Origin of the sequence: Inquilinus sp. YAF38 (assembly GCF_052113205.1) — a bacterium.
Lineage (GTDB): Bacteria > Pseudomonadota > Alphaproteobacteria > DSM-16000 > Inquilinaceae > Inquilinus.
Genome location: NZ_JBFRCU010000095.1, coordinates 1 through 20855 on the forward strand (window position 1 = coordinate 1; position 20855 = coordinate 20855).

At 71.2% G+C, this 20855-nt stretch carries 24 protein-coding genes; 13 read left to right on the forward strand and 11 right to left on the reverse strand.

From position 1 onward, the window contains the following. The 3 genes from AB4Z01_RS29970 to AB4Z01_RS29980 all read left to right on the forward strand — a co-directional run. Window positions 1-1680: DNA translocase FtsK (locus AB4Z01_RS29970; RefSeq protein WP_441699832.1), on the forward strand; the 1680-nt coding region annotated here is incomplete at its 5' end. A gap of 363 nt (window positions 1681-2043) precedes the next feature. After that, window positions 2044-2283, forward strand: a complete 240-nt coding sequence (locus AB4Z01_RS29975; RefSeq protein ID WP_441699834.1) for a hypothetical protein — start codon at window positions 2044-2046, stop codon at window positions 2281-2283. Between the two features lie 504 nt (window positions 2284-2787). Continuing rightward, window positions 2788-3219: a hypothetical protein gene (locus AB4Z01_RS29980; protein WP_441699836.1), complete on the forward strand. Its 432-nt coding sequence runs from the start codon at window positions 2788-2790 to the stop codon at window positions 3217-3219. Window positions 3220-3273: 54 nt separating this feature from the next. Here the strand turns inward: AB4Z01_RS29980 and AB4Z01_RS29985 are convergent, their stop codons facing one another. Next, a complete protein-coding gene (locus tag AB4Z01_RS29985; protein ID WP_441699837.1) occupies window positions 3274-4188 on the reverse strand; it encodes a LysR substrate-binding domain-containing protein in 915 nt (304 codons plus the stop codon). 107 nt (window positions 4189-4295) lie between these two features. Between AB4Z01_RS29985 and AB4Z01_RS29990 the strand changes: the two genes are divergently transcribed. From AB4Z01_RS29990 to AB4Z01_RS30010, 5 genes are all read left to right on the forward strand, one after another. Further along, window positions 4296-5585 (forward strand): CitMHS family transporter, encoded by a 1290-nt coding sequence (locus AB4Z01_RS29990; protein ID WP_441699838.1) that lies wholly within the window; start codon window positions 4296-4298, stop codon window positions 5583-5585. Further along, complete coding sequence (locus AB4Z01_RS29995) at window positions 5586-6914, forward strand: acyclic terpene utilization AtuA family protein (protein ID WP_441699840.1); 1329 nt, start codon at window positions 5586-5588, stop codon at window positions 6912-6914. After that, on the forward strand, window positions 6911-7228 hold the full coding sequence (locus tag AB4Z01_RS30000; protein ID WP_441699842.1) for an AtuA-related protein: 318 nt from the start codon (window positions 6911-6913) through the stop codon (window positions 7226-7228). The genes AB4Z01_RS29995 and AB4Z01_RS30000 overlap by 4 nt, the downstream gene beginning before the upstream one ends. Window positions 7229-7309: 81 nt before the next feature. After that, window positions 7310-7936 (forward strand): LolA family protein, encoded by a 627-nt coding sequence (locus AB4Z01_RS30005; protein WP_441699844.1) that lies wholly within the window; start codon window positions 7310-7312, stop codon window positions 7934-7936. A gap of 3 nt (window positions 7937-7939) precedes the next feature. After that, window positions 7940-8356: a GNAT family N-acetyltransferase gene (locus AB4Z01_RS30010; protein WP_441699846.1), complete on the forward strand. Its 417-nt coding sequence runs from the start codon at window positions 7940-7942 to the stop codon at window positions 8354-8356. A 126-nt stretch (window positions 8357-8482) separates the two neighbouring features. Here AB4Z01_RS30010 and AB4Z01_RS30015 read toward each other — a convergent pair whose 3' ends face one another. The 3 genes from AB4Z01_RS30015 to AB4Z01_RS30025 form a co-directional block, all read right to left on the reverse strand. After that, window positions 8483-9400 carry an MBL fold metallo-hydrolase gene (locus AB4Z01_RS30015; protein WP_441699847.1) on the reverse strand — a complete coding sequence of 306 codons (918 nt, stop codon included), beginning with the start codon at window positions 9398-9400 and terminating at the stop codon, window positions 8483-8485. 263 nt (window positions 9401-9663) lie between these two features. Then, a complete protein-coding gene (locus tag AB4Z01_RS30020; protein ID WP_441699849.1) occupies window positions 9664-10158 on the reverse strand; it encodes a GNAT family N-acetyltransferase in 495 nt (164 codons plus the stop codon). Beyond that, a complete protein-coding gene (locus tag AB4Z01_RS30025; RefSeq protein ID WP_441699851.1) occupies window positions 10155-10556 on the reverse strand; it encodes an SET domain-containing protein in 402 nt (133 codons plus the stop codon). Before AB4Z01_RS30025 ends, AB4Z01_RS30020 begins: the two co-directional genes overlap by 4 nt. A 199-nt stretch (window positions 10557-10755) precedes the next feature. Between AB4Z01_RS30025 and AB4Z01_RS30030 the strand changes: the two genes are divergently transcribed. After that, entirely contained in the window at window positions 10756-11535 is a 780-nt protein-coding gene (locus AB4Z01_RS30030; RefSeq protein ID WP_441699853.1) for a gamma-glutamyl-gamma-aminobutyrate hydrolase family protein, read from the forward strand. A gap of 180 nt (window positions 11536-11715) precedes the next feature. Here AB4Z01_RS30030 and AB4Z01_RS30035 read toward each other — a convergent pair whose 3' ends face one another. After that, window positions 11716-13518 carry a chloride channel protein gene (locus AB4Z01_RS30035; RefSeq protein ID WP_441699855.1) on the reverse strand — a complete coding sequence of 601 codons (1803 nt, stop codon included), beginning with the start codon at window positions 13516-13518 and terminating at the stop codon, window positions 11716-11718. A 102-nt stretch (window positions 13519-13620) separates the two neighbouring features. On the opposite strand from AB4Z01_RS30035, the gene AB4Z01_RS30040 reads away from it, so the two are divergent. Then, window positions 13621-14043 (forward strand): MarR family winged helix-turn-helix transcriptional regulator, encoded by a 423-nt coding sequence (locus AB4Z01_RS30040; RefSeq protein ID WP_441699856.1) that lies wholly within the window; start codon window positions 13621-13623, stop codon window positions 14041-14043. A gap of 5 nt (window positions 14044-14048) precedes the next feature. Here the strand turns inward: AB4Z01_RS30040 and AB4Z01_RS30045 are convergent, their stop codons facing one another. The 3 genes from AB4Z01_RS30045 to AB4Z01_RS30055 all read right to left on the reverse strand — a co-directional run bounded on the left by AB4Z01_RS30045 (window position 14049) and on the right by AB4Z01_RS30055 (window position 17118). Further along, window positions 14049-15434 carry an FAD-dependent oxidoreductase gene (locus tag AB4Z01_RS30045; RefSeq protein WP_441699858.1) on the reverse strand — a complete coding sequence of 462 codons (1386 nt, stop codon included), beginning with the start codon at window positions 15432-15434 and terminating at the stop codon, window positions 14049-14051. Between the two features lie 102 nt (window positions 15435-15536). After that, window positions 15537-16451: a LysR substrate-binding domain-containing protein gene (locus AB4Z01_RS30050; protein ID WP_441699860.1), complete on the reverse strand. Its 915-nt coding sequence runs from the start codon at window positions 16449-16451 to the stop codon at window positions 15537-15539. A 127-nt stretch (window positions 16452-16578) separates the two neighbouring features. Continuing rightward, window positions 16579-17118 (reverse strand): glutathione peroxidase, encoded by a 540-nt coding sequence (locus AB4Z01_RS30055; RefSeq protein WP_441699862.1) that lies wholly within the window; start codon window positions 17116-17118, stop codon window positions 16579-16581. 121 nt (window positions 17119-17239) lie between these two features. Here AB4Z01_RS30055 and AB4Z01_RS30060 point away from each other — a divergent pair, with 121 nt between their 5' ends. Continuing rightward, on the forward strand, window positions 17240-18184 hold the full coding sequence (locus AB4Z01_RS30060; RefSeq protein WP_441699863.1) for a 2-hydroxyacid dehydrogenase: 945 nt from the start codon (window positions 17240-17242) through the stop codon (window positions 18182-18184). A 12-nt stretch (window positions 18185-18196) separates the two neighbouring features. On the opposite strand, the gene AB4Z01_RS30065 is transcribed toward AB4Z01_RS30060, so the two are convergent. Both AB4Z01_RS30065 and AB4Z01_RS30070 read right to left on the reverse strand, forming a co-directional pair. Beyond that, on the reverse strand, window positions 18197-19000 hold the full coding sequence (locus AB4Z01_RS30065; protein ID WP_441699865.1) for an SDR family oxidoreductase: 804 nt from the start codon (window positions 18998-19000) through the stop codon (window positions 18197-18199). After that, window positions 18997-19326 (reverse strand): nuclear transport factor 2 family protein, encoded by a 330-nt coding sequence (locus AB4Z01_RS30070; RefSeq protein ID WP_441699867.1) that lies wholly within the window; start codon window positions 19324-19326, stop codon window positions 18997-18999. The genes AB4Z01_RS30065 and AB4Z01_RS30070 overlap by 4 nt, the downstream gene beginning before the upstream one ends. Before the next feature lie 53 nt (window positions 19327-19379). Here AB4Z01_RS30070 and AB4Z01_RS30075 point away from each other — a divergent pair, with 53 nt between their 5' ends. Both AB4Z01_RS30075 and AB4Z01_RS30080 read left to right on the forward strand, forming a co-directional pair. After that, window positions 19380-19772, forward strand: a complete 393-nt coding sequence (locus AB4Z01_RS30075; RefSeq protein WP_441699869.1) for a winged helix-turn-helix transcriptional regulator — start codon at window positions 19380-19382, stop codon at window positions 19770-19772. Window positions 19773-19785: 13 nt separating this feature from the next. Next, on the forward strand, window positions 19786-20460 hold the full coding sequence (locus tag AB4Z01_RS30080; RefSeq protein ID WP_441699871.1) for a haloacid dehalogenase type II: 675 nt from the start codon (window positions 19786-19788) through the stop codon (window positions 20458-20460). A 7-nt stretch (window positions 20461-20467) separates the two neighbouring features. Here the strand turns inward: AB4Z01_RS30080 and AB4Z01_RS30085 are convergent, their stop codons facing one another. Further along, window positions 20468-20779 (reverse strand): hypothetical protein, encoded by a 312-nt coding sequence (locus tag AB4Z01_RS30085; protein ID WP_441699872.1) that lies wholly within the window; start codon window positions 20777-20779, stop codon window positions 20468-20470. Window positions 20780-20855 lie beyond the last annotated feature (76 nt).

Sequence of the window (20855 nt, forward strand, 5' to 3'; positions counted from 1 at the left end):
GAGGACGACGACCTGATCGACCTGCCCTCGCTGCGCCCGGTCGAGGAGCCGCCGCGCCGCCCCGTCGCCCCGATGCCGTCGCCGCAACGCGTCGCCCCCGCCGCGATCGAGCCCGCGCCGCGCCGTCCCGCCACCCCGCCGCCGCGCCAGACCAGCTTCGAGCTGGCGCCGCCCGACACCTATGAGCTGCCGCCGCTCGACCTGCTGACGATGCCGGATCCGACCAAGCGCCCGGCCGTGGCCGACCCGCGGGTGCTGGAGCAGAACGCCGCGGCGCTGGAGCAGGTGCTGAGCGATTTCGGCGTCCGCGGCTCGATCGTGAAGGTCAATCCCGGTCCGGTGGTCACCCTGTACGAGCTGGAGCCGGCGCCCGGCACCAAGTCCAGCCGCGTCATCGGCCTGGCCGACGACATCGCCCGGTCGATGAGCGCCGTGTCGGTCCGCGTCGCCGTGGTGCCCGGCCGCAACGTCATCGGCATCGAGCTGCCGAACCAGAAGCGCGAGATGGTGCTGCTGCGCGAGCTGCTCGGCTCCGACCAGATGGACAAGGCCGGCTCGAAGCTGGGCCTGGTGCTGGGCAAGGACATCGGCGGCGGCCCGATCATCGCCGACCTGGCCCGCATGCCCCATCTGCTGGTGGCCGGTACCACCGGCTCGGGCAAGTCGGTCGCCATCAACACCATGATCCTGTCGCTCTTGTTCCGGCTGCCGCCGGACAAGGTGCGCTTCATCATGGTCGACCCGAAGATGCTGGAACTCTCGATCTACGAGGGCATTCCGCACCTGCTCGCCCCCGTCGTCACCGACCCGAAGAAGTCGGTGGTCGCCCTGAAATGGGCGGTGCGCGAGATGGAGGACCGCTACCGGTCCATGTCCAAGGTCGGCGTCCGCAACATCGAGGGCTACAACCAGCGGCTGCGCGAGGCCAAGGCCAAGGGCGAGGTGCTGACCCGCCGGGTGCAGACCGGTTTCGATCCCGACACCGGCAAGCCGATCTTCGAGGACCAGCCGATCGACCTGACCGAGCTGCCCTACATCGTCATCATCGTCGACGAGATGGCCGACCTGATGCTGGTGGCGGGCAAGGACATCGAGGCGCTGATCCAGCGGCTGGCGCAGATGGCGCGCGCCGCCGGCATCCACCTGATCATGGCGACGCAGCGCCCCTCGGTCGACGTCATCACCGGCACGATCAAGGCCAACTTCCCGACCCGCATCAGCTTCCAGGTCACCTCCAAGATCGACAGCCGCACCATCCTGGGCGAGGGCGGGGCCGAGCAGCTGCTGGGCCAGGGCGACATGCTGTACATGGCCGGCGGCGGCCGCATCACCCGCGTGCACGGCCCCTTCGTCTCCGACGGCGAGGTCGAGGAGACGGTGCGCCACCTCAAGGCCCAGGGCGAGCCGTCCTACAACGACTCGGTGCTGGAGGACCAGGATGACGGCGGCAGCTTCGACGCGCTGGCGCTGGACGGCGAGGGCGGCTCAGGCGACGACCTGTACGACCAGGCGGTGGCGCTGGTGGCGCGCGAGCGCAAGGCGTCGACCAGCTTCATCCAGCGCCACCTGCAGATCGGCTACAACCGCGCGGCGCGGCTGATCGACCGGATGGAGCAGGAGGGCGTGGTCAGCCCGGCCAACCATGTCGGCAAGCGCGAAGTGCTGACCGGGAACCACTGACGTCGTCGAAGCCACGACCGGGCTCTGTCTGCGTCGATCTGAACCGTCCGATTGCCTCTCCCGCTTGCGGGAGAGGTCGGAGACGCGAAGCGGCTCCGGGTGAGGGCTTTTTGTCGAGGCCCGGACAGCCCTCACCCGGTCGTCCTGCGGACGCCCGACCTCTCCCGCCAGGCGGGAGAGGCAATCCGTGCTCGTGACGACGCTCCCGCCGCCTCGCTCGGCCCCGATCGTTACGTGGATTTCATCTTCCGCCCACCAGGGCGTTAGCTCCGGCGACGTAGGGTTCGTTCGTCGGAGCCAAGACGTGGCCTCCCGCCCGCCTCTCCTCCGATCTTCGTTGTCCCCTCGATGGAGATCGTACACATGCGCAGGAGCCTTTTGTTCGCCGTTCTCGCGGTGCCCGCCTTGGCCCTCGCCCCCGCCCTGGCGATGGCGCAGACCCCCGCAGCACCAGCCGCCGACGCGCCGATGAAGCCGATGAAGATGAAGACCCACCATATGGCCGGGACTCATCATCACAAGGCATCGATGCATCGCAGCGCCAGCAGCGAGCAGGACCAGACCCGCAAGCTGAACGAGGAGCAGCTGGGCAAGGCAAAGTAATCGGTTCGGACCGCAACAGGCCCCCGCTTCCACCCCCCCCTTCCGAGGCGAGGTCCGCGGTCCGCGAGGCCCGGCTGCTCAGGCAGCCGGGCCTTTTTTCGTCCGCTGCGGGGCACGATGTCAGGCGTCTTCGCGTTGGCTCTCCTGCGTGTGGGGTGGGTCACCCTTCGCCGTCATTGCGAGCAGGCGAAGCCGACGAAGCAATCCAGAGGCCGGTTCGTGCGCCCCTGGATTGCTTCCCCCGGCTCAAGACCGGGGTCGCAATGACGGTGTTGAGAATTCTGGAGAGATCGCGCTTGCGGGAGAGCCAACACCCCGCAGCCTCATGCCAGGATTCGCTCTCTGCATAGCCAGACGAAGCGCGATAATATGAAATATCGTTCATGAATGCACTTTTCCCGGATCGGTATCGCCGTGCCCGTCGTTAAGGGGTGGATCGGATCACGTGTCGCGGCCGTCTGTGCCTGCGGCCCGATCTTCAGGAATCCCTCGATGGAGAGCTTCATGCGCAGGAGTTTTGTCTTTACCGCCCTCGCCGTGTCGGCACTGGCCGCCGCGCCCGCCCTGGCCCAGACCGGGACCGAGCCGGCGGTGCCCGGAACGGCGCCGTCGGTCGAGGCTCCCGCCGCGAACATGCCGTCGGAATCGACCCAGGGCACCCACCATCGCAAGCACATGCAGTCCTCGAACGCCGAGGACCAGACCCAGACGCCCCGCCGTCACCGCGGCAGCAAGAGCGCGCAGAACGCGGCGGAGCAGGAGCAGACCCGCAATCTCAACCAGCAGCAGCTGAGCGCCGGGGCTTCGCCACAGCAGATGATGCCCGGCCAGGGAGCCCAGCCGATGCGGCCGGGGACGATGGACCAGGCCCCGTCGATGCAGCAGGCTCCGACGGACCAGACCATGCCGTCGGACGAGGCCGCCCCGACCGAGTAATCGCCGCACCATCGGCGACGGAGAGGCCCGGCCGCACCAGCGGCCGGGCCTTTTTCATGCCCGGGACACCGGCTCGGTGCCGGAGGCGACGATCGTGTCGCGGAAGGCGGCGGCCGCCGGGGACAGGGTCCGACCCGCCCGGGTCAGTACCCCGATGTCACGCGTCACCTCGGGCCCCTGCAGCAGCCGCGTGGTCAGGGCCGGGTGGGCCAGCACCGGCAAGGTCAGCACCGGCAGCGCCGTCACCCCGAGCCCGGCCGCCACCAGCGCCCCGGCGGTGGCGAGATGCGACACCTCGAACTCCGGATCCACCGCCACCCCGGCCTGGGCGAAGCCGCGGTCGGTGAGCGGCCGGACGCTGGTGATCCGCGACATGGCGACGAAGGGGTAGCCCGCCAGGTCGGTCCAGGTGACGACGGAGGACCGCGCCAGCGGATGGTCCTGGCGCAGGATGGCGACGAAGCGGTCGGACAGGATCCTCGTGAACTCGATCTTGCCGTCGGGCGCCGGGCGGCCGGCGATGCCGAGATCGGCCTCGCCGCGCAGCACCGCGCCGACCACGCCGTCGAGCAGCGTGTCGATGACGCCGACCGACACGCCCGGATGGCCGCGGCGGAACCGGTCGATCACCGGCGGCAGCAGCCCGGCCGTGACCGAAGGCAGCCCCGCGACCGCGACCCGGCCGCGGGCCGAGCGGAAATAGTCGCCGAGATCGTCGAGCGAAGACCGCAGGTCGCCGATCAGCCGGCCGGCGATGGCGGCGAATTCCCGGCCCTGCGGCGTCGGCTCGACCGTCCGGGTGTTGCGGTCGAAGAGGCGGACGCCCAGCCGCGCCTCGGCCCGCGCCACCGCCCGGCTGACCGCCGGCTGCGACATGCCCAGCGCCTCCGCCGCGCCACGGAAGCTTCGCAGCCGGTCGACCTGCAGGAACACCTCGATCTCGAACAGCGACAGGTTGATGCGCTTCATGCATCAATCGATGACATAAATTCACTTCTCGTTCCATCGCCTGTCTGGCGTCCTGGGGACCGAGCGGTCGCCGACGGAAGGACGGCCGCCGCAACGGGAGGATGCGAATGCTGGCGGCCCTGGGGTTCCTGACCATCGCGGTGTTCCTGGCGCTGATCCTCAGCGGCCGCGTCTCGGTGCTGGTCGCGCTGGTGCTGGTGCCGCTGGCCGGCGGCCTGCTCGGCGGCTTCGGCGCCGGCCTGGGCCCGATGATGCTGGACGGCCTGATCAAGGTCGCGCCGGTCGGCATCATGATCATGTTCGCGGTGCTGTATTTCGGGCTGATGCTCGACACCGGCATCTTCGACCGGCCGGTCAGGTTCCTGCTGTCCCTGGTGCAGGGCGACCCGGTGCGGCTGTGCCTGATCACGGCGCTGCTGACCATGCTGGTCGCGCTGGACGGCGACGGCGCCACCACCTTCCTGATCACGGTCACGGCGCTGCTGCCGGTGCACCGCCGGCTGGGCATGAACCCGCTGGTGCTGCCGGGCATCATCTGCCTGGCGGCCGGCACCATGAACCTGCTGCCCTGGGGCGGTCCGACGGCGCGGGCGATGGCGGTCCTGAAGACCGATGCCTCGGCCCTGTTCAACCCGGTGATCCCGGCGATGGTTGCCGGCCTGGCCTGGGTGTTCATCGCCGCCTGGCTGATCGGCCGTGGCGAGCGCAAGCGGCTGGGCATCGCCCATGGCGTCGACGCGGTCGCGCTGGTCGAGCCGACCAAGGCCGAGCGCGCGGCCCGGCGGCCGCACCTGGCCTGGTTCAACGCCGCTTTGACCATCGCCCTGATCGTGGCCCTGCTGGCCGGGCTGTGGCCGCTGCCGGTGCTGTTCATCACCGCCTTCGCCATCGCCCTGCTGGTCAACTATCCGCGCTGGGAGCAGCAGCGCGAGCGGCTGGTGAAGCACGCCGACAGCGTCGTCACCGTCACCGCCATGATCTTCGCCGCCGGCATCTTCACCGGCATCCTGGGCGGCACCAAGATGATCGGCGCCATGGCCGAGGCGCTGGTGGCCGTCGTGCCCCAGAGCCTGGCGCCCTACCTGTCGCAGATCGTGGCGGTGACCGGCATGCCGCTGAGCCTCGTCTTCACGCCGGACGCCTATTACTACGGCATCCTGCCGGTCTTCGCCGGCACCGCCGCGGCGCTGGGCCAGGACCCGCTGGCGATCGGCCGGGCCGCGATCCTGGGCCAGATGACCACCGGCTTCCCCTTGAGCCCGCTGACCGCCTCGACCTTCATCCTGGTCGGGCTGACCGGAGTGCAACTGGGCGCGCATCAGCGCTTCATCTTCAAATGGGCCTTCGCCTCGACCCTCGTCATGACGGCCGTCGCCTGGGCCACGGGAGCCATCTGAATGCCGGATCGCACGATGCGGATCGGGGCCGGCGCCGGGTTCGCCGGGGACAGGCTGGAGCCGGCGGCCGAGCTGGTGGCGCGCGGCCGGCTGGATGCGCTGGTGTTCGAATGCCTGGCCGAGCGCACCATCGCCTTGGCCCATCGCCGCCGCCGGGCCGACCCCGATTCCGGCTGCGACCCGCTGCTGGAACGCCGGCTGCGCCCGGTTCTGCCGGGCGTCGCCGCCCAGGGTATCCGGGTGCTGACCAATATGGGCGCCGCGGACCCGGTGGGCGCCGGCCGCCGCGCCGCCGCGCTGTGCCGCGAGCTCGGGCTGGCGCTGCGGATCGGGGTGGTGACCGGCGACGACGTGCTGGACCGGATCGACCCGGCGGCCCTCGCGCTCGAGGACGGCCGGCCGCTGGCCGCGCATGGCCCGCTGATCGCCGCCAACGCCTATCTCGGCGCCGACGCGATGCTGCCGGCGTTGGAGGCCGGGGCGCAGCTGGTGATCACCGGCCGGGTCGCCGACCCGTCCCTGTTCGTGGCGCCGCTGGCCTGGCGCTTCGGCTGGGCGCTGGACGATGCCGGCCGCATCGCCACCGCCACCCTGGCCGGCCACCTGATGGAATGCGCCGGCCAGGTCACCGGCGGCTACTTCGCCGATGCCGATGGCAGCGACGTGCCCGGCCTGGCCGATCTGGGCTTCCCGATCGCCGAGGTGACGGCAGGCGGCGGCATCACCGTGACCAAGCTGCCGGGCACCGGCGGCCGGGTCAGCCGCGCCACGGTGACCGAGCAGCTGCTGTACGAGGTCACCGACCCCGGCGCCTATGTCACCCCGGACGTGGTGCTGGACGTCACCGGCGTGTCGGTGGCCGAGCGGGGCGCCGACCGCGTGTCCGTCACCGGCACCCGCGGGCGGACGCGGCCGGAGTCGCTGAAGGTCAGCGTCGCTTATGAGGCGGGCTGGGAGGCCGAGGCCGGCATCTCCTATGGCGGCAGCGGTGCGGTCGAGCGCGGCCGGCGCGCCGCCGACATCCTGCGCGAGCGCCTGGCCCGCCGCGGCGACATCACCGACCTGCGGCTGGACCTGGTCGGCGTCGATTCGCTGCTGCCGGGCCGGCTGCGCGGAAGCGCGCCCTCGGAGGTCCGGCTGCGGCTGTGCGCCCGCGCCGCCACCGCCGAGGCCGCGGCCGATGCCGCGCGGGAGGTCGAGAGCCTGTACACCAACGGCCCGGCGGCGGGGGGCGGCGTGCGCAGCGCCCTGCGCCCGGTCGTGGGCATCGTCTCGACCCTGATCGACCGCCGGGCCGTCAGCCCCGCGGTCGAGATCCTGGAGGCATGATGGCCCGCCTCGGCCAGCTCGCCCATGCCCGCGCCGGCGACAAGGGCGACACCACCACGCTGAGCGTAATCGCCCGCGACCCCGCCGACTATGAGCGCCTGCGCCGCGCGGTGACGGCGGAGCGGGTGGAGGCGCATCTGTGCGGTGCCGCTGCCGGCCGCTTCACCCGCTTCGAGCTGCCGGGCCTGGCGGCGCTGCATTTCGTCGGGCGCGGCGTGCTGGGCAGCGGCGTCACCACCTCGCTGGCGCTGGACAGCCACGGCAAGTCGCTGTCCTCCGCCCTGCTCGACCTGGAGCTGCCGGAGGACGGCTGAGCACCGGCGGCAACTCGCCGCCCTGGATATCCCGGGGTCCGTGCCCTACTTGAAACACAGACCCCATGTATCCGGACGACCATGACCATCCTACGCCTCATCGCCGCGGCCCTGACCGCGCTGCTGCTCGCCGCCGGGCCGGCCACGGCCGCGGTGCAGCCCGCACAGCTGACCGCCCAGGACCGCACGGACCTGCAGCGGGTCGAACAGTATCTGGGCAGCCTGACCACGGTGAAGGCGGACTTCGTCCAGACCACCAACAACACCGACCTGTATCGCGGCCATTTCTACCTGAAGCGGCCGGGCAAGATGCGGCTCGAATACGAGCCGCCGATCGCCTACATGTACATCGCCGACGGCACCTGGTTGACCTATTACGATGCCGACCTGCGGCAGCGGAAGGACGTGCCGCTGGGGTCGACCATCGCCGACTTCATCACCCGGGCGAATGTCCGGCTGTCCGGCGACGTCACCGTCGTCAAGGTCAGCCGCGGCAACAACCTGCTGAGCGTCCAGCTGGTGCAGACCGACAAGCCGGAGGACGGCACCCTGACCCTGAACTTCACCGCCAACCCGATGATCCTGCAGAGCTGGGTGTCGGTGGACCAGCAGGGCACCGTCACCCAGGTCGACCTGACCGGCATCCAGCCCGGGGTGCAGCTGGACAACTCCCTGTTCGTCGTGCCGCGCCGCAAGGGCAACCGCTGAGCGGTGGCGGACCCGACGCCGGAATGGCCGACGCTGGAATGGCGCGGCCCCTTCGCGAATGACGAGCTGAACGCCCTGCATGCTGAATGCTTCGAGCATGCGGTGCTGGACGACGATTGGTGGGGCCAGGTCAACCGCTTCAGCCTGGGCTGGGTGTGCCTGCGCCAAGCCGGGCGCCTGGCCGGATTCGTCAACGTCGCCTGGGACGGCGGCGTGCACGCTTTCCTGCTCGACACGGCAGTGACGCCGCCGCTGCAGCGCCGGGGGCATGCAACGCGGCTGGTCGCGGAGGCGGTCGCGCAGGCCCGCGCCGCCGGCTGCGAATGGCTGCATGTCGATTTCGACCCGCATCTCCGCGGCTTCTACCGCGACGCCTGCGGCTTCCAGCCGACCGAAGCGGGGCTCGTCCGGCTGCGGTGACGGCCGGCCGGCTCCGGCGCAGGGGGAGAGGCAACGCCCGCTGCGGTCGCTGCGATCCGTTGGTCGTGCGGCCCGTGAATTGCTTCCCCGGCTCGAGGCCGGGGCCGCAATGACGATGTTTGGAATTCAGTAATCCCAGAAGGCCGGCACCCACCGGAAGGCGTCGCCGGCGACCGCCACCCGGCCGATGGACGGGAACGGCAGATGAGTGGCCACCAGCTGGTCGCCGGTCGCCGCCAGCTCCCGCAGCAGGCGGATCCGGATTCGGGCTGCCTCCTCGGGGTCGTGTTCGAAGCCGTTGTACCATTCGGGGTGCTCGAACCCGACCGCGAATACGAGGTCTCCGGCGAATGTCAGCCCTTCGCCGCCGGACGCCACGCGGACCACGCTGTGCCCGGGGGTGTGGCCGCCGGTGCGACGGACGACCACGCCCGGCGCCACCTCATGCTCCTCCTCGAACGTCCGCAGCTGGCTGCGATACTCCTGCACGAAGTGCTTGGCGGCCGACCGCAGCGCGTCCGGGAAACCCGGCGGCATGGAGACGTGGGAGAAATCGGGTGCCTCCCAGAACTTGACCTCGGCGGCGGACACGTGGATCCGCAGGTCCGGGCGCAGCCGCTCCTTCACCCCGTCGACCAGAAGCCCGCCGACATGGTCCATGTGCATGTGGGTCAGCACCACGTCGGTCACGGATCCGAGATCGATGCCGGCGGCCTCCAGCCGCTTGATCAGCTGCCCGGCCCGCGGCAGGTGCAAATCCGGGTCGGAGCCCAGACCGGCGTCGACCAGGATGGTCTGGTCGCCGCTGCGCACCACGACCACGTTCAGCGCCCAATCGAACGCGTCCGGCGGCAGGAACATGTCCTTCAGCCAGGCCGCCCGCACGGCCGGGTCAATGTTATGGGCCAGCATCGCGGTCGGCAGCGGCAGCACCCCATCGCTGACCACCAGCACGTCGATCTCGCCGATCCGCAGCGCATAGCGCGACGGAACCAACTCGTCGGGCTCCGGTCCGCCGGGGTGTGAGATGCTGTCCGGGCTCATGTCTGTCTCCTGCTGATCGACTTACAAATTGCACCGGCGACGCTACGGCGCGGCGGGTTTGCGGTCGATTGGGTCGAAGGAGAGGCCGAGCTATGCCACGGGATAGGTTCCGTCATTCAGGGTGCGGGGATCGAACAGCCGAGGAACGCGGCATGACCCGGCTCGCCGATCGGGTGCCGCTTCCCGAGCCATCGGAGTTCTGGATGTCGCTGCTGGTAAGCGCCGATCCGCCAGGAATATCGACACCCGGATCGATGTGGCGGTCAGCCCTTGACCATGATCACGGTCGGCAGGGCGACGCCGGCGGCCGTGGGCATCTCCTCGTGCCGGACCGGGTGGTAGCCGAGCTTGGCGTAGAAGATCTCGGCATTGGCGTTGGCGCGCACCCGGAAGCGGCGGAAGCCGGCGGCGCGGGCGGCATCCTCCGCCGCCTCAACCATGCGGCGGCCGAGGCCCTGGCCGGCCCGGTCCGGGGCGACGAAGACCTTGCGCAGCCGGGCCGCCGCCGGGTCGTCCGGCACCCGGCACCAGCCGGCGGTGGCCACCAGCGCGCCATCCGGCGCCTCGGCCACCAGCAGGTTGTTGGACAGGAGCTCGCCGGCATAGTCCGGCGCCATGATCAGCGCCACATGCGCCGCGATCTGCTCCGGGCTGTGGATAGCGCCCGCCAGGGCCGCGAAGGAATCGGCCTGCAGCCGACGCACCGCGTCGAGATCGGCCTCGCGGATCGGCCGCAGGACCAGGGCCTCGCTGCTCACGACTCCGCCGGTTCCAGCCGCCGCGCCAGCGGGCCATCCCGCTCCTCCAGGCAGCAGACCAGGTAGTCGCAGGTGATCTCCTCGCCCGCCGCGATGTAACGGGCGGCCAGGGTCACCGGCCCGGAATTGTCGGTGTTCGGGTCGTCGTCATGGTTCAGGAAACGGGCGTCGTCGCCGTTCAGAACGTAGCCGCCCGGGATGTCCGGCGACAGATAGGCGTAGGTCTCGAAGAAGCGGCGCGGCACCTCGGGCAACGACGCCACCACCTCCTCCGGCACCACCTTGTCGACCGCCGGCTCGAACCGCCAGATCGGCGTGCCCTGGGCGATCGGCGCCGTGGCGAACACGCCGAGGCCGTGGATCGCGCTCTGCGCCACATAGGTCGGAACCAGGAACATGGGGCCCCCCGCTCTCGCTCGTTGACTCGCTTATAACCACGGATTGCGGCCGGCCGGAAGGGGGCAAACAAGGCCTTGTTGCGGCACGCGGGGCGTGGGCGGAGCCATGCGCCCGCCGCAGGGCCATTCCCGCCCCTGCGGGGCTGGTCGAACCCGGCCTCCGCGGCGAAATATGGGGCTCTGGTCCAGGAGCCTGCCCATGTCCGCCATTCGTCCCGTCGTCGGCATCCCGGCTTGCGTCAAGCCGCTCGGGGTCCATCCCTTCCACGCGGTCGGCGACAAGTACATCCGCGCGGTGTCGGAGGGGGCGGATTGCCTGCCCTTCCTGATCCCGGCGCTGGGTGGCTGGCACGACATCGACGCGGTGCTGGACCGGCTGGACGGCCTGCTGATCACCGGCAGCCTGTCCAATGTCGAGCCGATCCACTATGCCGGCGAGGCCAGCGAACCCGGCACGCTGCATGACCCGGACCGCGACGCCACCACCCTGCCGCTGATCCGCCGGGCGATCGAGCGCGGCCTCCCGGTGCTGGCGATCTGCCGCGGCCTGCAGGAGCTGAACGTGGTCTGCGGCGGCACCCTGCACCAGCATGTCGAGCGGGTGCCCGGCCGGGCCGACCACCGCGCCGACGACGCCAAGCCGGTCGAGCTGCAGTACGGCCCGGCCCATCCGGTGGCGCTGGCCGAGGGCGGCGCCCTGGCGGCGCTGTTCGGCAAGGCCGAGACCACCGTCAACACCATCCACGCCCAGGGCATCGACCGGCTGGGCGCCGGCCTGACGGTCGAGGCGACGGCGCCGGACGGCCAGATCGAGGCGGTGCGGATCGAGGCCGCGCCCTATTTCGGCCTGGCCACCCAGTGGCACCCGGAGTGGAAGTTCCGTGAGAACCCGGATTCGGTGGCGCTGTTCGCGGCCTTCGGCCAGGCCGTCCGCCGCTATGTTGCCGACCGCGACGGACGCCGGGCGGCTGCAGAGTAGTTTATTCCGCCACCGCAATGGCGTTGCCTCTCCCGCTTGCGGGAGAGGTCGGAGACGCGAAGCGGCTCCGGGTGAGGGTTCTTTGTCGAGGCCCGGGCCAGCCCTCACCCGGCCGTCTTGCGGACGTCCGACCTCTCCCGCCAGGCGGGAGAGGCAACGCGAAGACATTCAAAATCTGCTCTACCGCTGACCCGGGCGCAGCAGCCGGGACCGTTCGATCTCCTCGGTCCGCAGCCGGGCCCGCACCCGCAAAAGGTCCTTGCGGGCCAGGATGCCGACCAGCACGCCGTCCTCGCGCCGGGTGACCGGGACGCGGCCGGCGTCCGCCTCGGCCATCCGGTCCGCCACCCGCCCGACCATCTCGTCCGGATGGCCCAGCACCAGCGGCGGGCCTGAGACGGCGTCGGCCAGGCTGGTACCGCGCGGCCAGCCGGAGACCATCCAGCGCAGCACGTCGGCCCGCGCCACCATGCCGACCGGGCGGCCGGCCTCGTCCACCACCGGATAGCTTTTGTGCCGCGGGCCGCTTTCGTCGGTGAAGAAGGCGACGGCGTCGTCGACCGGCATCGCCGCCGGCAGCGTGTCGACCCCGGCCACCATGACATCGCCGACGCGGGTCAGCTCGAACGGGTCGACGATGTATTCGCGCAGGATGTGGTGGCCGCGCCGGGCGATCTTCTCGGTCAGGATCGACCGCTTCAGCAGCAGCACGGTGACGGCGTAGGCGGCGATGCAGGCGGCCAGCAGGGCCGGCAGCATCGCCAGGTTGCCGGTCAGCTCGACCGCGAACACCGCGGCGGTCAGCGGCGAGCGCATGGTGCCGCCCATCATCGCCGCCATGCCCAGCAGGGCCCAAACCCCGCTGCCGCCGGGCAGCACGGTGCCTTCGAGCGCGCCGAGCGCCCCGCCCATGATCAGCAGCGGCGCCAGCACGCCGCCCGAGGTGCCGGAGCCGAGCGCGATCGACCAGATCAGCGCCTTCACCACCAGCAGGCGCAGCACGTCGCCCGGCGGCGGGTGTCCAGCCAGGAGGGCGCGGATCGAGTCGTAACCGACGCCGAGCGCCGCGGGCTCGATCAGCCCGCCGATGCCGATGGCGATGCCGCCCAGCACCGGCCACCACATCCAGTGGACCGGCAGCCGCTCGAACAGATCCTCGAAGCCGTAGACCAGCGCGGTGAGGATGCCGGAGCCGAAGCCGGCGGCGATGCCGACCCCGATCACCGCGAGCAGCGCCGGGCCGGACAGGTCGACCATACCGGAGAAGGCGAACAGCGGCCCGGTCTCGAACAGCAGCGGGCGCCAGGCCGCGGCGACGATGGCGGCGGTCGCCACCGGGATCAGGCTGCGCGGCTTCCATTCAAACAGCAGCAGCTCGACCGCCAGCAGCACCGCGGCCACGGGGGTGCCGAAGATCGCGGTCATGCCGGCGGCGGCGCCGGCGACCAGCAGGGTCTTCCGCTCCGCCGCCGTCAGGTTGAACAGCTGGGCGAACAGCGACCCCAGCGCGCCGCCCGTCATGATGATCGGGCCCTCGGCGCCGAACGGGCCGCCGGTGCCGATCGAGACGGCGGAGGACAGCGGCTTCAGCACCGCCACCTTGGGCTGGATCCGGCTGCTGCCGATCAGGATCGCCTCGATCGCCTCCGGGATGCCGTGGCCGCGGATCTTCTCCGACCCGTAGCGCGCCATCAGGCCGATGATCAGGCAGCCGACCGGCGGCACCAGCGCCGCGGCGATGCCCCAGGGCGATTGGCCGAGATCGACCGCGGCGGTCGACAGCCGGCCGAAATAGGCGAGGTTGGTGACCAGCGCGATCAACTGCAGCAGCGCCCAGGCCGCGGCGGTTCCGGCCGTGGCGACCACCGGCGCCATCGCGATCAGCCGGAGCGCGCCGCGGTCGATGGTGAAGTCGCCGAGCTTGGCGGAACGGGTCGGGGTGGCAGCGCGGGAAGGCGCCGCCGGGTCTGCGGGTCTCGACATCGGGCCGGATTCCGGAGGATCAAGGGACATCCGGCGCTGAGCCCGGACGCCGGATAAATATCGCAGTGCGATATAATTTCAAGTGCGAGGATGCGCGGCGCGATGACCCAGGCCCTGAGCAAGGCGGATTACGAGGCGCTGGCGGCGTTCCGCCACGCGCTGCGGCGCTTCCTGGACTTCAGCGGCGAGGCGGCGAAGACGGCCGGGCTGACGCCGCAGCAGCACCAGGCGTTGCTGGCGATCAAGGGTTTTCCGGGCCGCGACCGGGTGACGATCGGCGAGCTGGCGGAGCAGCTGGTGCAGCGGCATCACAGCACGGTCGGGCTGGTCGACCGGCTGGAGGCGCTGGGGCTGGTGCGGCGCGAGAGCGACCCAGCGGACCGGCGCCGCGCCATGGTCGCCCTGACCGACCGGGCGGAGGAGGTGCTGGCCGGCCTATCAGCCATCCATCGCAGTGAGTTGCGCCGCCTCGGCCCCTCCCTCGCCGCGCTGCTGCAGCGGCTGGAGAGCCGGGACGAGGGGTAAGGCGGCTACTGCGCCGGCGGCACCTTCGACAGCAGGGGGCCGAGCCCTTCCGCGATCGTCAGATGCACGATCACAGCATCGCGCAGCGTGTGGTAGGACAGCCCGGCCAGCATCGCGGTCTGGATGGCGGCCAGCACCTCGCCGGCCTCGGAGCCGACCATGGTGAAGCCGGCGATGCGGTCATCCGGGCCGACCAGCACCTTCATGAAGCCCTGGGTCTCGTCCGTCGCCGCGGTGCGCAGCACCTGGGCCATCGGCAGCGTGGCGACGCGGACGGGGATGCCCTGACGCTGCGCCTCGGCCTCGCTGAGCCCGATGCGGGCGAGCGGCGGGTCTGTGAACATGACATAGGGCACCAGCCGGTCGCGCGTGCTGCGGCTGCCGCCGGCCATGTTGTCACGGACGATCCTGTGGTCGTCGACCGAGACGTGGGTGAATTGCGGGCTGCCGGCGGCCTCGCCGATCGCCCAGACGCCAGGGGCGCTGGTCTCCAGCCGGTCGTTGACGCGGAGATAGCCGCGGTCATCCAGCTCGATGCCGGCCAGGTCGAGCCCGATGCCGGCGGTGTTCGGGACGCGTCCGACCGCGACCAGCAAGTCGCTGCCCTCAACGGCCTGCTGGCCCACCGCCGTGCGCAGCGTGACGGTGACCGCGTCGCCGGACAGGCCCTGGACCCCGACCGGCTCAGCGCCGGTCAGCACTTCGATGCCCTCGTCTTCCAGCACGCGCCGGATCTCCGCGGCGACGTCCGGATCCTCCCGGCCCATCAGCCGGGGACCGGGCTCCACCAGCGTCACCCGGCTGCCGAAGCGGCGATAGGCCTGCGCCATCTCGATGCCGACATAGCCGCCGCCCAGCACGATCAGATGCGCCGGCACGCGATCCAGCTCCAGCGCGCCGATATGGGTGAGCGGCCGGGCTGCCTCGATCCCGGGGATGTCCGGGATGGCCGCATGGGTGCCGACATTGACCACCACCCGGTCGCCGCTCAGCCGACGGGTGCCGCCGTCGTTCAGGGCGACCTCGATGGTCTTCGGCGCCACGAAGCGCCCGGTGCCCATGACCAGCTCGGCGCCGCTGTCCTTGTAGGCGCCGAGATGGAAGGCGATCTCGCGATCGACCATGCCCTGCTTGCGGCCGCGGACCACCACCATGTCGGTGCGGACCGGGCCGGTGACGGTACCGAACGGCGCCGCGTGCCGCGCCAGATGGGCGACCCGCGCGCTCCAGATCTCGTTCTTGCTGGGCAGGCAGGCCACGGCGGGGCAGGAGCCGCCGACCCATTGCCGCTCGACCACGGCGACCTTCTTGCCCGACCGGGCGAGCGTCCAGGCGAGCAGCTTGCCGCCCTGGCCGCTGCCGAGGATCAGGGTGTCGAAATGCTCGGTCATCTGCGTTCTCCGCGGTCCCGCGGCGGGACCGTCGTTCGGGGTTGCGCGGCAGAAGCTAGGGAGGACCGGAGGCGGCGGGTAGAAACAGCCCTGGACTAGGATCTATTCTCGTAGGGAATGAGTGTCCGGCGCCGAGGCTGCCATCTGCGCCTCGACGAAGGCGGCGAAGGCCCGGGCCTTGGCGCTGACGACGCGGCCAGCGGGGAACACGGCCCAGAGGTCGATCGGCGCGACGGTCCAGTCCGTCAGCACCGCCTTGACCCGGCCGGATTCCAGCTCGGGCGAGAACATCCATTCCGACGCCACCGCCAGCCCCAGCCCGGCGAGCACGGCCGCGCGCACGCCTTGCGCCGCCGAGACGCGGAGGCGGCCCGTCACCGTCACCGAGATCTCCGAGGAGTCCTTGCGGAACATCCAGGCGTCACGCGCCGGCCCCGTGGTCTGGACGATGCATTGATGCGCGATCAGGTCGCCCGGGATGCGCGGCTCGCCGGCCCGCGCGAAATAGGCGGGCATGCCGACCACCAGCCGCGGCGCCTGGGCGATGCGGCGCGCCGTCAGCCGTGAATCCGTCAGTTCGCCCATGCGCAGGCTGATGTCGATGCCCTCCTCGATCAGGTCGATCTGGCGGTCGTCGAGTACGATCTCGAGGTCGAGCTCCGGATGGGCATCGAGGAAGGCCTGCAGATGCGGGATGACGTGCAGGCCGGCGAAGGTCGGGGCCGCGCCGACCCGCAGCCGGCCGGACAGGCTGGCGCCGGCGCCGCGGGCAGCAAGGTCGGCCTCGTCCGCCTCCTCGATCGAGCGCTTGGCACGATGGTAGAAATTCTCCCCGGCCTCGGTCGGGGTCAGGCCGCGGGTCGAGCGCAGCAGCAGCCGGACGCCGAGCCGGTCCTCGAGCTGGGCGACAGTCTTGGACACCGCCGGCTGGCCGATCAGGAGCTGGCGCGCCGCCTCCGAGAACGACCCCGTCTCCATCACCCGGACGAAGACCTCCATCGCCGCCAGCCTGTCCATGCCATGCTCCCGCGGAATGGATTGATGCTCCGTGGCTATGAGATCATAGCCAGGATCATTCTTCGCGGGAATGAACCCCATGCGGGTGGGCCGACTGCTTCGGCCGCACGGCCCCGGGCGGGCCGCGTCAGCGCGCCAGCGCCGCGTCGACTGCCTTGGTCACCTCCGGCCCGGTGGGCTCGGCGCCGCTGGGGAAGGCGGCCAGCAGGGTGCCGTTGCGGCCGATCAGCAGCTTGTGGAAGTTCCATTTCGGCACCGCCGCCGCATTCTGCTGCGCCGCCCAGCGGTACAGCGGATGGGCGTCGGCGCCGACCACCGGCTGCTTGGCCAGCATCGGGAAGTCGATGCCGAAGGTGGTCTCGCAGAACGCCGCGATCTGGCCTTCCGAGCCCGGCTCCTGCGCGCCGAAATCATTCGACGGCACGCCCAGCAGCACGAAGCCGCCGTCGCGGTGCCGGGTCCACAGCTCCTCCAGCCCGGCATATTGCTTGGTGAAGCCGCAGAAGGAGGCGGTGTTGACCACCAGCACCACCTTGCCGGCGAAGGCGTCCGGGGCGAAGGCGCCGCCTTCCAGCTTCGGCAGCGGCACGGCGGACCAGTCGAGCGGCCGGGCCGCGGCGGGAGTCGCGATCATGATCAGCACCAGGGCAAGCAGTCGGGCCAGCATCGACAAGCCTCCGACGGGAGGCCCCACGCTGCGCCACAGCACCACGGGGCGCAAGACCCTGGTGCCCGTCGCGGACTCCCGTGCTAGGACGGCGGGATCCCCCGGCGATGGAAGCCCGCCCGTGCCCGAAACCGTCCTGCACCTGCACCCCGGCATGCCGGAGGCGTCGCTGCGCCCGATGCGCGAGCGCTTCGACCTGGTCGAGCATTCGCGGGTGAGCGCCGAGGCCGGCCCGCTACCCGAGGCCGACCGCATCCGCGGCGTGGTCACCATCGGCGTGATCGGCATCGACCGGGTGCTGATCGACCGGCTGCCGAACCTGGGCATCATCGCCTGCTACGGCTCGGGCTATGAGCGGATCGACGTGGCGGCCGCGCGCGAACGAGGCATCGCCGTCACCAGCAACACCGGCGCCAACGCCGCCTGCGTCGCCGACATGGCGCTGACCCTGCTGCTGGCCAGCGTGCGCCGGCTGGGCGAGGGCGACCGCTTCGTCCGCGCCGGGCAGTGGACCCGCCCGGCTGCGCCACCGTCGCTGATCTCGACCGGCCTGGCCGGGCGGCGCGTCGGCATCCTCGGCCTCGGCTCGATCGGCGAGAAGATCGCGCGGCGGGCCGCCGCCTTCGACATGGAGGTCGGCTACCACAACCGTCGGCCGAAGTCGGGCGCGCCCTGGGCTTGGCACGACAGCCTGGCGTCGCTGGCGGAGTGGGCCGACATCCTGGTCGTCTCCTGCCGCTCCGACGCCAGCACCCGCGGTATCGTGAACCGCGCGGTGCTGGAGGCGCTGGGGCCGCGCGGCCATGTCATCAACATCGCCCGCGGCGAGGTGCTGGACGAGTCTGCGCTGGTCGCGGCGCTGGAGGCCGGCACCATCGCCGGCGCCGGGTTGGACGTGTTCGAGCACGAGCCGCAGGTGCCCGAGGCGCTGAAGCGGCTGGAGAATGTCGTGCTGGCGCCGCACATCGCCAGCATGACCGAGGCCGCGCATCGCGAGATGTGCCGGATGACGATCGAGAGCCTGGACAACTTCTTCGCCGGCCGGCCCCTGCCCAACGCGGTGTGATCTCCCGGCGGCTCACGCCACCGGGATGGTGCCGCCGTCGATCACATGCTCGCTGCCGTGGATCGCGGCGGCACGACCGGAGGCCAGGAAGGCCACCAGCTCCGCCACCTCCTCCGGCCAGGCCGGGCGGCCGATCGGAATGCCGCCGAGCGATGCCATCAGCAGCTTGCGGGCGCCGTCGACATCGATGCCGTTGCGGGCGGCCAACTCCTCGATCAGGCCGGTGGCGCCGTCGGTCTGGACCCAGCCGGGCGCCACCCGGACGACGCGCACGCCCTTCGGCCCGACCTCCTTCGACAGCGCCTTGCTGTAGGTCGACAGCGCAGCCTTGGCCGCGGCGTAGGCGATGGTGGCCTCGGGCAGCGGCAGCCGGCTCTGGATCGACCCGAGATGGATGATCACGCCGGCACCGCGGTCGAGCATGCCGGGCAGCAGCGCCCGGTCCAGCCGCACCGCCGGCAGCAGGTTGAGGTCGAGCGCGCGCTGCCATTCGCCGTCGTCCAGCACCGCGAAGCCGCCGGCCGGGGCCTTCGAGCCGCCCAGGACATGGACGAGGATGTCGGCGCCGCCGAGCCGGTCCCGCACCGCCTCGGCCACGGTAGCGCAGCCCTCGATCCTGGTCAGGTCGGCGGTCACGAACGGTTCGGAATCGTCCACATCGCCCGGCCGGCTGCGGGCAACGGCGAGGACGCTGGCCCCGGCCCGGCGCAGCCGCGCCGCCACCGCGGCGCCGATGCCGCGGCTGCCGCTGGTCACCAGGGCGCGCTKGCCGGCGAGCTCGCGCGGATCGGCCGAGAAGACGGGGCGCGCGGTCATCCCTGGATCTCCAGCGTCGCGATGCGGTTATCCTTCAGGCCGAAGACGTAGCGCAGATCGACCGGGCTGCCGGGGAACTGCCCCGAGACCCGGCCGGTGAGGACCGCGCCGCCCGCAGCCTCGGCCACGGCGAGGGACTCGACCGTGTACTGGTATTTCCGCTTCGACTCGGCCTTCCAGGCCAGGATGGCGTCGACGCCGCGGATGGCGCGGCCCTCGTCCCGTACCACTGCGTCGGTGGCGAAGCAGGCGGCCAGCGCCGCGTCGTCGCCCGCATTATCCGCGGCGACATAGGCGGCGATGGGCTGGGGAAGGGTGATCGTCATGGCGGATCCTTGGTGCGGTTGCAGGACGCCGAGGATGGGAATAGGGTTTCACAATGGCAAGTACGCACGAAAAAGTAAGGTACTCACCCGAAGGTGAGCGCCCGGCCTACACCCCCGGCTCCGCCGCCGCGGGCGTCGAGCAGGCGCTGAAGATCCTGGAGGGGCGCTGGAAGCTGGTGATCCTGTTCCACCTGTTCGGCGGCAGGCTGCTGCGCTTCTCGGAGCTGGAGCGGGCAATTCCGGCGATCTCGCAGAAGATGCTGATCCAGCAGCTACGGCAAATGGAGGCGGACGGCATCGTCCGCCGCATCGTCCACCCCCAGGTGCCGCCCAAGGTCGAGTACGCGCTGACCGAATGGGGCCAGGCGCTATGCCCGGCGCTGGACGCGATCCTGACCTGGGCCGAGCAGCGGCCGACCGCCGCGCCCGCCGAAGCCGACCGCTGAACAGGAGCAGACCGTGGATGCGCTGACCGGGGTGAAGGCCTGCGTCTTCGACGCCTATGGCACGCTGTTCGACACCGCCTCGGCGGCGCGGCGCAGCGCCCAGCTGCTGGGCGACAAGGCCGACCCGCTGGCCGCGCTGTGGCGCGAGAAGCAGCTGGCCTACACTTGGCTGCGCGCGGTGCAGGGCCGCCACGCCGATTTCTGGCAGGTCACCGGCGACGCGCTCGACTTCGCGCTGGAGTCGCTCGGGGTCGACCGGCCCGGTTTGCGGGACCGGCTGATGCAGCTGTATCTGACGCTCGACCCCTATCCCGAGGTGCCGGAGGTGCTGCGCCGGCTGCGCGCCGCCGGGCTGAAGACCGCGATCCTGTCGAACGGCACGCCGCGCATGATCGAGGCGCTGGTCGCCGGGGCCGGGCTGGAGTTCGACGCCCTGCTGTCGGTGGAGCAGGCCGGGGTCTACAAGCCGCATGCCAGCGTCTACCAGCTGGCGCTCGACACCTTCGGGCTGCCGGCGCGGGCGATCGCCTTCCAGTCCTCGAATGGCTGGGACGCCTATGGCGCCTCGGCCTTCGGCCTGCAGGTGGTGTGGTGCAACCGCAGCCGGCAGCCGCGAGAACGCCTGCCCGGAGCTCCCGACCGCGAGATCGAGTCGCTGGTGGCGCTGCCGGGCCTGGTCGGCGCTTAGCGGCGGGCTAGCCGCCGCACTCCTCGGCGTAGCTCTTCTGCTCGTCGGCGGTCATCTGCCGATGCTCCTGCAGGTCCGAGTCGCGGAGCCCGAGGTCGGCCTGGCAGGTCTTGTACAGGTCGCCGAGCTTCACATAGGCATCGATCAGGGTCTTGTGCGCGGCGCATTTCTCCGCCTGGGGCGCCGTCAGGCTCTTCAGCCGGGCGGATTGCAGCGGTGGAATCGCCTTGGTCTGCGCCATGAAATCCTCGTTGCAGCCGGCGAAGGCGGGCACGGCCAGCAGCGGCACCAGGGCCGCGGCAATCAGGAACTGCTTCACGGGACGCGTCTCCCCACGCTTCGGGATCCCGCGCCGGGCAATCGGGGCACGGGCGAGAGAAACCCGTCCCGCCGGA